Here is a 267-nt window from a genome sequence, read left to right as displayed (position 1 = left end):
TGCAACAGGGTTTTGCAGCGGGATAACGACCATGTACACGTTTTCTAATGAGACAGTTCTTAACTTACAGGTAGGGCAGTACAATTTAAGTATCATGTACATCATACTCTCAGTCATTGCTGGAATAGCCGCTGCTTTAGCTGGCCTGATACATGCAGAACGGCTCTATAATCAAAATAAGCAGAAGAAAGGAAGCAATTAAATGATTGCTTATTCTACAGCTGAAGCTGGAGGGATCGACAGTGCATGTCATTTATTCACCACCCA

1 protein-coding gene is annotated in these 267 nt (G+C 41.9%); it reads left to right on the top strand.

What is annotated here, in order from left to right; translation table 11 throughout:
* Positions 1-202, top strand: a 202-nt coding sequence (locus KVT11_RS20025) for a fluoride efflux transporter FluC (protein ID WP_217609166.1), incomplete at its 5' end; no start/stop codon positions are given.
* Positions 203-267: the final 65 nt, after the last annotated feature.

Source organism: Bacillus sp. GbtcB10 (genome assembly GCF_019091365.1).
Classification (GTDB): Bacteria; Bacillota; Bacilli; order Bacillales; family Bacillaceae; genus Bacillus; species Bacillus altitudinis.
This window is presented reverse-complemented; position numbering and strand designations above follow the sequence as displayed.